Consider the following 10875-nt stretch of genomic DNA (forward strand, 5'->3'; position numbering starts at 1 on the left):
GTGCCTCTCTCGGCTCGGCGGCTAGCGGGGGTTGTTCGTCACGGCGCGCGAGCGCCACAGCAGCCAGACGAAATACGGGGTGCCGATCATCGCGGTGACCAGGCCGGCGGGGACCTGGGCCGGAGCGATGATCGTCCGGCCGAGGGTGTCGGCGATGCTGACCAGCGCCGCGCCGAGCAGCGCGGCCACCGGGAGCACCCGGGAGTGCCGCCCGCCGACCAGCGCCCGCGCGGCGTGCGGGGCGACCAGGCCGACGAAGCCGATGACCCCGACGGCCGAGACCGCGGTGGAGGTGAGCAGCGCCGCCGCGCCGAGCGCGAGCAGCCGGGTGCGTTCCAGCGGGACGCCCAGCACCCGGGGGGTGTCGTCGTCCAACGCCATCAGGTCGAGTTCCCGACGAGCGGCGACCACGGCCGGGGTGAGCACCAGCAGGGCGATCAGCACCGGCAGCACCTGGGTCGGCATCCGGCCGTAGGTGGAGCCGGAGAGCCAGGTCAACGCCTTCCCGGTGTTCCACGGGTCGAAGGCGACGACGAGGAAGGTGATCACTGCCATGCCGCCCTGCCAGGCGCCGAAGCCGATCAGCACCAGCCGGTCGGAGCTCAGCCCGCCGCGCCAGGCCAGGCCGTAGACCAGGGCGAACGCCGCCATCGCGCCGAGCCCGGCGACGCCGGAGACGGCCCACACCCCGGCCATGGGCACGAAGGTGAGCAGGGAGACCGCGCCGAGCCCGGCCCCGGCGGTGATGCCGAGGATGCCCGGCTCGGCCAGCGGGTTGCGGCAGACGGCCTGCACTGTGGTGCCGGCGACCGCGAGCGCCGCGCCGGCCAGGACCGCCGCCGCGACGCGCGGCCAGCGCTGGTCCAGCACGAAGGTGTACGCGGGCCCGGTGCTGCCGTTGATCCAGTTGAGCACGTCGCCGAGCAGCACCCACGTGTCGCCGATGAGCATGCCGACCGTGACGGCGGCGACGGTGACCACGGCGGCGACGGTGACGACCCCGCGGTGGAAGGCGGTGGAGCGGACGGCCGCGTGCCCGCCGGGAGGGCGGCGGGTGGGGCCCGCGTCGCGGTGGCGGCGGGCCAGCCAGATGAGGATCGCCGCGCCGAACAGGGTGGTGACCACGCCGGTGGGAATGTCCACGCCGGCCTGCCCGCCCATCGCGGCGCGGAGCAGCACGTCGGAGCCGAGCACGATGATGACCCCGGCGATGCCGGACAACGGCAGCAGGACGCGGTGCCGGTGCACCCCCGGCACGACGGGGGCGAGCAGCCGGACGATCACCGGGGCGCACAGGCCGACGAAGCCGACCGGGCCGGTGAGGGTGACGGCCGCCGCGGACAGCAGCACGGCCAGCACCAGAACGACGAGCCGGGTACGCCGCACGTCCAGGCCGAGCACGGTGGCGGTGTCGTCGCCGAGGGCGAGGATGTCGAGGCGGTGCCCGAGCAGCACCAGCACCACGACGGCGCCGACGATCACCGGGGCCAGCTGGGTCAGTGCGTTCAGGTCGCTCTGCACCAGGGAGCCGTTGCCCCAGGCGAACAGACCGATGGTGGCCTGCTCGAAGAGGAGCAGCAACAGCGTGGTCACCGACCCGAGCGCTAGCGCGGTCGCCGATCCGGCGAGGATCAGCCGGGTGGTGCCGGCCTGCCCACCGGAGGACATCGCCATCACCAGGCCGGCGGCGGCCAACCCTCCGCCGAAGGCGAGGCCACCGGCGGGCAGCGCGGGCAGCGAGACGCCGAACGCGGCTACGGAGACGATCGCCAGGTGGGCGCCGGCGTTGACCGCGAGGGTGTCGGGGGAGGCGAGCGGGTTGCGGGCGATCGACTGCAACGCCGCGCCGGCGAACCCGAGCGCCACGCCGATGGCCAGCCCGGCGAGCAGCCGAGGCAGCCGGGAGGCGATCAGAACGCGGGCCGCATCGTCGTCGCCGCCGGTCGCGAGCCGGAGCAGGTCGAGCGCCCCGACGGTCGAGGTGCCCTGGGTGAGGTGCACCGCGCCGACCAGGAGCAGCAGCAGGAGCGCCGCGACGAAGACCCCGGCGACGCGGGGCACGGCCAGGCGCCCGCCCGGAGCCGGCCGGGTGGCCGGCTCCGGACGTGGGGGTGCGTTCAGCACGCTCACACCGCGTACGTCTTGACGAGTTCGTCGATGTACTGCTTGCCGGAGAGCGGACCGCCGAAGGTCCAGATGCCGTTGGGCATCTTGTGCAGGTTGCCCTTCTGCACGAACGGCAGCGACTTCCAGATGGCGTTGCCGGCGAGACCGTCGGCGAACACGTCGTCGCCGTCGGAGGCGTTGTAGAAGAGGTGCACGTTCGGGTCCTTGAGGACGGTCATGCCCTCGACGTCGGTCTGGCCCAGGCCCCACACCTCATCGGTCTTGCCGGTCCAGGCGTTGGTGAGGCCGAGTTGGATGCCGATCTGGGAGACGAGCGCGCCAGTGCCGAACATCCGGATGCTGACGGTGCTGCCTTCCTTCCAGCCGTCGGCGATGGCGAACGGGCGTCCGGCCGCCCCGGCGTCGGCGATCTTCTTCTTGCCGTCGGCGATGGCCGTGTCGAAGTCGGCGAGCAGCTTCTCCGCCTGCGTGGTCTTGCCGACGGCCTTCGCGATCATGGTGAGGTCCGCGCGCATCCGGCCGAGGTTGTCGGTGGCGTCACTGCCCTTGGCGACCACGACGGGGACGAACTTCTCGAGCTGACTGACGATGGTTCCGCCCCGGTCGTCCTCCATCACGACGAGGTCGGGCTGGAGGGCGACGATGGAGTCGACGCTGGGCTCGCCGCGAGCGCCGACGTCCTTGACGCTCGGGTCGAGCTTCGCGGAGGTGACCCAGGTGCCGTACCCCTTGGGGTCGGCCACGCCGACCGGCATGACGCCGAGGCTGACCAGCATCTCGACCTCACCCCACTCGAGACCGACGACCTTGGTCGCCGGGGCCTTGAGGGTGATCTCCTTGCCCCGGCTGTCGGTGAGGGTGACCGGCCCGCCGGCCGCCGAGGCGGAGGAATCGGGGGTGGCGGCCTTCTCGGTGGTGCCGCAGGCGCCGAGCGTCAGCGCGGCCACGACGGCGATGAGGGCGGTGAAACGGGTACGGGTCATGACGGTCTTTCTCTGCTGGGGATGAGGGGTGTTTCAGACCAGGGCGCGGACCGCGTGCCGCCCGACGGGGCGGGTGGTGACCAGTCCGCTGATCGGATCGGTGGTCACCTCGATGCGGATGCCGTAGGTCTCGGTGAGGGCGTCCTCGGTGAGAACGGTGGCCGGGGTGCCGGTGGCGCGGATGCGGCCCTGGTGCAGCAGGACCACCTCGTCCGCCACGGCGGCGGCCTGGTTGAGGTCGTGCAGGACGACCCCGACGGCGACACCGTGGTCGTCGGCGAGGTCACGGACCAGGTCCAGGATCTCCACCTGGTAGCGCAGGTCGAGGAAGGTGGTCGGCTCGTCGAGTAGCAGCACCGGAGTGTCCTGGGCCAGACAGGTGGCCAGCCACACCCGCTGCAACTCGCCGCCGGAGAGTTCGTCGACGGGTCGGTCGGCCATCGCGGCGACGCCGGTGACGTCCATGGCGCGGGCGATGGCGGCGGGGCCGTCCGGATCCTCGGTACGCCAGCGCCCCCGGTAGGGGTGCCGGCCGTAGCCCACGACGTCGTGGACGGTGACACCACTGGGCACCGGACGGCTCTGGGCGAGCAGGGTGACCCGGCGGGCGAACTCCCGGGACGGCAGGCTCGCGGCGGCGACGCCGTCGGCGAGGTGGACCAGGCCGGAGTCGATCGGGTGCAGGCGGGCCAGGGCCCGCAGCAGGGTGGACTTGCCGCTGCCGTTGGGTCCGACGAGGGCCGTCACGGCACCCGCGCGAAGGTTGATCATGGCGCCGTGCACTACCGGCACACCGTGGTAGCCCAGACGGAGGTCGACGCCGGACAGGCTGCGCCCCCCGTTGGCCGACGCCAACTCGTTCTGCATGAGGTTAGGCTAACCTAACGAAATGCCGGTGTGTCAAGTCGGCCAGCGGGCCAGGTGAAAGCGGATGGACCGGCGGTCGTCGCGGGCTCGCGTACGTGGGGGATGCTGGGTCCGTGCAGATCACCACCCTCGGTCCGTTCGCTGTCGACGGCCAGCCCGTTCGAGGTGACCGTCTCGCGGCGGTGGTTCGCGCGCTCGTCGACGCCCGGGGACGGGCGGTCTCCACCAGCCTGCTCGTGGACGCCGTCTGGGACGGCTCCCCACCCGACGACGCGACGGGTGCCGTGCAGGCACTCGTGTCCCGGGTGCGCCGCCTCGGGCTGCCCGTGGTCGCGGTCCCGGGCGGATACCGACTGCCCGCCGAGGAGGTCACCGTCGACGCGGTCGAGGCACGGGCGCTCGTCGACCGGGCGCGAACCGTCTTCGACGGCGGCGATCCGCCGGCCGCCCGGCGCCTCGCCGACCAGGCGCGGGCCCTCTTCCCCGAGGTGCCCGAGCTGGTCAGTGCCGAGGACACCCGCCTGTTCGCCGACGTAGCCGCGCTGCGCGCGCAGGCGGCACTCGCCGGCGCCGGCCCGTTCGACGAGGCCGACCTGAGCCGGCTCGTCGCCCGTACACCGCCGGACGAGCCCTCGGCCGCCCTGCTCGTCCGGGTCCTCGCCGCGCAGGGACGGGAGGCGGAGGCGCTGGAGGTGGTCGAGCGCCTCCGGGTGGAGCTGGCCGACCGGTACGGCACCGACCCGTCGCCGGTGATCACACAGGTTCACCTGGCGCTGTTGCGTGGCGAACTGACCACCCCGGTCGTCGCGGAGGCCCCCCGGCAACCGACGCGGATCGCCCTGCCCACCGCCTGGCGTCGGCCGATGACCGCCCTCGTCGGCCGGGAACGAGACGTCGAGGCCGTGGTGGCGGCACTCACCGACGCGGCGGTGGTGACGATCGTGGCGTCCGGCGGCGCGGGCAAGACCCGCCTCGCCGCCGAGGTGGCGCGGCGCACGGCGGCGGCCGGGCAGTCGGTACGCGTCATCGAACTCGCCGGCCTGCGCTCTCCCGACGAGGTACTGCCCACTGTGCTCGCAGCCCTCGGAGGCGCGGACACCTCGTCCACCGGCGGCAATCTCGGCCTGGAACGGCGCGTGCTCAGCCCCGAGGAACGCCTTCGCGCGGTGGCACCCGACCTCGACGGGCTGGTCGTGCTGGACAACTGCGAGCACGTCCTCGACGCGGTGGCCACCGTCGTGGCGGACCTGGTCGCGGTGGCGTCGGCGGAGGTAGCGGTGCTCGCCACCAGCCGGGCCCCGCTGGGTCTGGCCGGCGAACTGGTGCACCGGCTGACGGCGCTGCCCGACGCCGACGCGCTCGCCGTCCTCGAGTCGCGGGCCCGGGCCGGTGGCGCGGTGCCCACCTGGGACACCACGCGGGCGCTGGCCCTCTGCCACCGGCTCGACAACCTGCCCCTGGCCCTCGAGTTGGCCGCGGCGCGACTGCGACACATGCCGATCGACGACGTGCTCGCCGGGCTGACCGACCGGTTCGCGCTGCTCGACGACGCCCTGCGCGGCCTGCCGGAGCGGCACGCCAGCCTGTGGGCGCTCGTCGACTGGAGCCGGGAGCTGCTCGCCGAGGACGACCGCGACCTGCTGCAACGGGTCGCGGTCATTCCCGCGCCCTTCACCGCCGACCTCGCCGCCGCCGTCGCGCAGACCCCGGACGTCCGTCGCGGCCTGGCGACACTCGTCGAGCAGTCCCTGCTGACCCTGGTCGAGGGGGACGGCCCGCCGCGCTACCGAATGCTCGAAACGGTCCGTGAGTACGGCGAAGCCCGTCTCGACGCGGTCGGTGCCCGCGAGGCGGCCATGGCCGGGCTGGTCGGCTGGGCCCGGGAGCGGGCCGTCGCGCTCGCCGGCCGCTTCGTCGGCCCCGGCCAGGTCGAGGCGCTGCACCGCTGCGCCGCCGAGCAGGACAACCTGCTCGCGGCCCTGCGTTGGGCGCTCGCCCAGGACGACGAACCGGCCACCGTCGACGTCGCGACGGCGTTGTTCCACCTCTGGACGGTGCGCGGCCTGCACCTGGAGGTCCTCGGATGGGCGCGCGGGATACTGGGTGTCGCCGACCCGGTCCGACGACGCCGCTCGGCGATCCTGCACGGCCGTGGTGTCGGGCGACCACTACCCGACGCTGACCGGCTCGCCTGGCTGTGCCTGTTGACCGGGGTGAACTCCGGCATCAGCGGTGAACTCCGGCTCGCGGTGCTCGCCCGGCGGGCACTGCGGACGCTGCTCGCCGAGCGACCCGACGAGGTGTCGTCCCGGTTGACGGCGCTCGCGTCGGCGCTGCCCGAGTTCGACGCCTCCGACGTGGATCGCAGCATGAAGGCCGCTGACGAGCTGGTCGCGCACCCCGACCCGCACGTGCAGGCACTCGGCCTGTTCGCCCGCGCCGCGGCCCGGGAGAACGGCGGCATGCCCGACGCGTCGGTCCTCGACGCCGAGCAGGCGTACCACCGTTTCGAGGCGGCCGGTGACCACTGGGGCATGGCGATGGCGGCGGGTGCCGTCGGGCAGTTCCTCAATCCCAGCGGGGACACCGGGTCGGCCGAGTGGCTGGCGCGCAGCGTCCGCCACATGGAGATGATCGGTGCCACCCAGGACGCCCGCTCGATTCGGGTACGGCTGGACGTGCAGCTCGCCCTGACCGGTGACGGGGAGGCCGAACGACGACTGGCGGAGACGGCCGCCCCGGGGGACGGCGAGGCGGTGGACGCCGCGGTCGCCTGCCTCGGGTTGGCCCACCTGGCCTGGCAGCGGCAGCAGTACGACGAGGCCCGCGGGTACGGCGCTCGGGTGACCCGGATCCTGCGCGGCTGGACGAACCCGCAGCCGCAAGCGCAGGCCATGCTGCGCATCGCCGTGGCCGTCCTCGACCTGCGGGTGGCGCAGGTGCGGCCGGTGCCGGGGGAGAACCCGGACGCGCACGCGGTCACGCTGCTGGCCCTCGCCCGGGACGACGCGCTCGCCTCGAAGGACCTGCCGATCATCGGTGCCTGGGCTCAGGGCGGCGCCGAACTCGCCGCGTACCGCGGTGACGACGAGACCGCGCGGGAGTTGTTCACGCTCGGGACGCGGGTCGGCACCCACGTCGGGATGTTCTTCCCACCCGGGACCGCCGAACGACTCGACGCCGCCCTCGCTGACGAGGAGCGGCGCGAGTCGTTGCTGGTCGCGTGGCGCGGGCGGCCGGTCGCCGCAGCCGCCGCCCGGATCCGGGAGCTGATGGGTGACCTGCTCGCGGGTTAGATCTTCTTCCGGTACGCGCGCAGCGCCAACGGCATGAACAGCACCACGAAACCGGCGCACCAGGCGAGTGTCCACCACACGTGCGAGCCGAGCGGGGTGCCGAGGAACAGGCCGCGGACCGACGCCACCAGGTGGGTCATCGGGTTGACGTCCACGAACGCCTGCATCCAGCCGGGCAGGGTGTCGGCGCCGACGAACACGTTGGACGCGAAGCTCAGCGGCATGATCAGCGCGAACATGACGCCCTGCACCGCACCCGCGGTACGCACCTTCATCGACACGAGCACCGGCAGCCAGCTCAGGCAGAGCGCGAACAGCACCGCGAGCAGGCACCCGGCGACGGCCCGGAACAGGTCGGTCTCGATCCGGAAACCCATCACGTAGCCGATCGCGAGGGTCGACACCGTGACGATCACGTACCGGACGACGTCGCCGAGGACCGCGCCGACGAGTGGTGCGGAGCGGGGGATCGGCAGGGACCGGAACCTGTCGAAGATGCCCTTGGAGATGTCGGTGTTGAGGTTGACGCCGATCGCGATGGCACCCGTGGCGATGGTCTGCGCCAGGATGCCGGGCAGCAGGAACTGCAGGTAGTCGTGGGTCGATCCGGCGACCGCGCCGCCGAAGACGTACACGAAGATGACGAGGAACAGCACCGGCTGCAACGTGACGTCGATGAGCGCCTCGGGCGTACGCCAGGTCTTGATGAGGCTGCGTTTGGCGAGTGCCAACGAGTGCCGGACCAGCCGGAACGGTCGCGGGTTCGCGGGGGTCGTCGACAGCCCGCGGTTCGTCGTCGGTGAGACGTCGGTCAGAGTGCTCATGCCGCGACCTCCGTGGGGCGGGTGGTGTCGTCGTCGGACGCCGTGCGCCCGGTGAGGGTGAAGAACACCTCGTCGAGGCTCGGCAGGTGCAGGGACAATTCGGTGACCGCGATGCCGGCCGTGGCGAAGCGCGCGACGCTCTCGGTCAGGGCCGTGTCGTCGGTGACCGGCACCGCGAGGACGCCCTTGCGGATCTCGTCGGCCGGCGCGCCGGAGCCGACCTGGGTCAGGATCTCCGCGGTCCGGGGCAGGTGCGCCGGGTCGGACGGTCGGACCTCGAGGGTCTGCCCACCGACCACCCGCTTGAGCCCGTCGGGTGTGTCGTGCGCGATCACCCGGCCGTGGTCGATCACCGTGATCGCGTCGGCGAGCGCGTCGGCCTCCTCCAGGTACTGCGTGGTGAGCAGCACCGTCGAGCCGTTGGCGACCAGCGAACGGACCACGTCCCACATGTCCTCGCGCTTGGCCGGGTCGAGCCCGGTCGTCGGCTCGTCCAGGAAGATCACGTCGGGGGAGCCGACGAGGCTGGCGGCCAGGTCCAGCCGACGCCGCATGCCGCCGGAGTAGGTCTTGGCCGGCCGGTTCGCGGCGTCGGTCAGGTCGAACCAGTCGAGCAACTCCGCGGCCCGCCGCCGGGCACCGGAACGCCCCAGCTCCAGCAGGGTGCCGAACAGTTCCAGGTTCTGCCGTCCGGTCAGGTCCTCGTCGACCGAGGCGTACTGGCCGGTCAGGCCGATGGTCTGCCGAACGCGCTCGGCGTCCCGTACCACGTCGAAACCGCTGATCCGGGCGGTTCCGCCGTCCGGGGTCAGCAGGGTGGAGAGGATGCGTACGGCGGTGGTCTTGCCGGCGCCGTTGGGGCCGAGCACCCCGAGCACCGTTCCCCGGGGAACCGCGAGGTCGACGCCTTGCAGCGCCCTCGTCTTCCCGAAGGTCTTGACGAGGCCCTCGGCCTCGATCACCAGGTCAGCTGTCATGCGTACAGCATGCGCGGGCCCGCTGACACGGCCCCGACACGCGACCGACACGAGCTGACACGGTGGCCGGCTCGCCGCTTCCGGTCCCGGCGGCCAGTCCCCGGCTTGATCCGCTCGCATTCCCCGACGTGGGGGTGTCCGAGCCGCCCGGATACCCCCACTTCACCGATGTCGAGGGCATCATGACGGCGAGACCAACGATGAGGAGGACGCGATGGGCCGCGTCGTGGTGAGCATGAGCGTGTCGCTGGACGGCTTCGCCGCCGGACCCGACGTCTCCGAAGAACAGCCGATGGGCGTGGGCGGCGAGCGGTTGCACGAGTGGCTGTTCCGCGCCGACGACGACCGCGCCGTGGCGGCCGACGGGGTCACCCCGACGGGCGTCGACGCCGCCCAGGCGCGAGAGATCCACGCGACGACGGGCGCCGTGGTGCTCGGCAAACGGACGTTCGACGTCGGCGTGGACCTGTGGGAGGACACCCCCTTCCCGGTGCCCTGCTTCGTGGTGACCCATGAGTCGCGCGAGCCGCTGACGATGAAGAGCGACGTCTTCACGTTCGTCGCCGACGGCCTGCACAGCGCGCTGCGCCAGGCACGTCAGGCAGCGGGCGACCGCAACGTCCTCATCATGGGCGGGCCCACCACCGCGCGACAGTTCGTCAAGGCCGGGCTGGTGGACGAGATCCGCATCCAACTCGTCCCGGTGTTCCTCGGCACCGGCACCCGCCCGTTCGACCACCTCGGCACCGACCACATCGAACTCCGACGGACCGCGGTGATCGAGTCACCACACGTCACCCACCTGCGCTTCAGCGTCCCGAAGTAACCACCGGAGGTCTGCCTGCCCCACGCACGGACCGGCCGGGCTCCTCGGAAGGAGCCCGGCCGGTGCGGTCGACGCCTCCGTAGAGCTGTCCGGCCGGCGGGGGGCGTGCTGCGGCGGCAAGCTACGGACGGCGTGACCGCGCTCTCCGCGCGGTGGTCCACCTGCCGGTCAGACCGGCAGGCGGCCCCGCGTGGAGACGAAGTGGTACGACATGACGGCGAACCCGGGATCACGGACCAACCGCCGGAACGCGTTCAGTTGCGTCGGCGACAACCCGGCGGCGAGCAGGTCCGGCTCCAACTGCCGGGAGTTCGTCTCGTAGAGCGACGTGCCGGTCGAGCCGCCGGCCCAGCTCTGCGAGTGGGTGATCGTGTCCAGGTCGGTGAGACCGTCCAGGGCCATCTCGGTGTGCACGTCCTGTGCCCAGCCCAGGTCGGCGCCGTGGTCCTCCAGGACGCCCATCATGGCGTCCATCACCTGCGCGAAGAGCTTCGCGGCGTCGTCGGACGGCGCGGTCAGCACGCGCAGCGGCTGGGTGCAGTCGAACTCCTCGACCACCAGCCACCCGCCGGGGGCCAGGGCGCCGGTGAGCGTACGCAGGACCCGCCGTCGCTCGGGGAGGTGCAGCAGCACCAGCCGGGCGTGGATCAGGTCGAACGCGTCCCCGGGTGGCGGATCGGTCCGGACGTCGTGTCGGCGTACGTGCAGGTTGCCCTCGGCCACCAGATGGGTGGGATCGATGTCGGTGGCGAGCACGGAACCGTCGTCGCCGATCGCGCGGGCGATCCGCCGGGCCATCGAGCCGCCGCCCGCGCCGACCTCCCAGCAGGTCGCGCCCGGCCGTAGCACCGGTCGGGCCAGACGGCGTGTCGTGATCGGGTCCAGGAAGGACTCCAGCGCGTGCATCTGGGGAACGGCGTCCGGTTGGCCGTTGTCGAACGTGTACGTGCCGTCGCTCGTTGCGGTTGCCATCGG

8 protein-coding genes are annotated in these 10875 nt (G+C 72.7%); 2 read left to right on the forward strand and 6 right to left on the reverse strand.

The window, feature by feature from the left end; translation table 11 throughout:
- Window positions 1-21: 21 nt before the first annotated feature.
- Genes O7616_RS18360 through O7616_RS18370 form a run of 3 tightly spaced genes read right to left on the reverse strand, consistent with a single transcriptional unit; the run spans window position 22 to window position 3977 of the window.
- Window positions 22-2121, reverse strand: coding sequence for an iron ABC transporter permease (locus O7616_RS18360; RefSeq protein WP_348773885.1), 2100 nt, complete (start codon window positions 2119-2121; stop codon window positions 22-24).
- A gap of 5 nt (window positions 2122-2126) precedes the next feature.
- Window positions 2127-3110, reverse strand: a complete 984-nt coding sequence (locus O7616_RS18365) for an iron-siderophore ABC transporter substrate-binding protein (protein WP_282303130.1) — start codon at window positions 3108-3110, stop codon at window positions 2127-2129.
- A 33-nt stretch (window positions 3111-3143) separates the two neighbouring features.
- Window positions 3144-3977: an ABC transporter ATP-binding protein gene (locus O7616_RS18370; protein WP_282303131.1), complete on the reverse strand. Its 834-nt coding sequence runs from the start codon at window positions 3975-3977 to the stop codon at window positions 3144-3146.
- Between the two features lie 113 nt (window positions 3978-4090).
- On the opposite strand from O7616_RS18370, the gene O7616_RS18375 reads away from it, so the two are divergent.
- Complete coding sequence (locus O7616_RS18375; RefSeq protein ID WP_282303132.1) at window positions 4091-7273, forward strand: BTAD domain-containing putative transcriptional regulator; 3183 nt, start codon at window positions 4091-4093, stop codon at window positions 7271-7273.
- Here the strand turns inward: O7616_RS18375 and O7616_RS18380 are convergent.
- Window positions 7270-8097, reverse strand: coding sequence for an ABC transporter permease (locus tag O7616_RS18380; RefSeq protein WP_282303133.1), 828 nt, complete (start codon window positions 8095-8097; stop codon window positions 7270-7272). The genes O7616_RS18375 and O7616_RS18380 overlap by 4 nt on opposite strands.
- On the reverse strand, window positions 8094-9074 hold the full coding sequence (locus O7616_RS18385) for an ATP-binding cassette domain-containing protein (protein ID WP_282303134.1): 981 nt from the start codon (window positions 9072-9074) through the stop codon (window positions 8094-8096). The genes O7616_RS18380 and O7616_RS18385 overlap by 4 nt, the downstream gene beginning before the upstream one ends.
- 214 nt (window positions 9075-9288) lie before the next feature.
- Between O7616_RS18385 and O7616_RS18390 the strand changes: the two genes are divergently transcribed.
- Window positions 9289-9900 (forward strand): dihydrofolate reductase family protein, encoded by a 612-nt coding sequence (locus O7616_RS18390; RefSeq protein ID WP_282303135.1) that lies wholly within the window; start codon window positions 9289-9291, stop codon window positions 9898-9900.
- Between the two features lie 168 nt (window positions 9901-10068).
- Here O7616_RS18390 and O7616_RS18395 read toward each other — a convergent pair whose 3' ends face one another.
- On the reverse strand, window positions 10069-10872 hold the full coding sequence (locus tag O7616_RS18395) for a class I SAM-dependent methyltransferase (RefSeq protein ID WP_282303136.1): 804 nt from the start codon (window positions 10870-10872) through the stop codon (window positions 10069-10071).
- Window positions 10873-10875 lie beyond the last annotated feature (3 nt).

This window comes from Micromonospora sp. WMMD964 (assembly GCF_029581455.1).
GTDB lineage: Bacteria > Actinomycetota > Actinomycetes > Mycobacteriales > Micromonosporaceae > Micromonospora.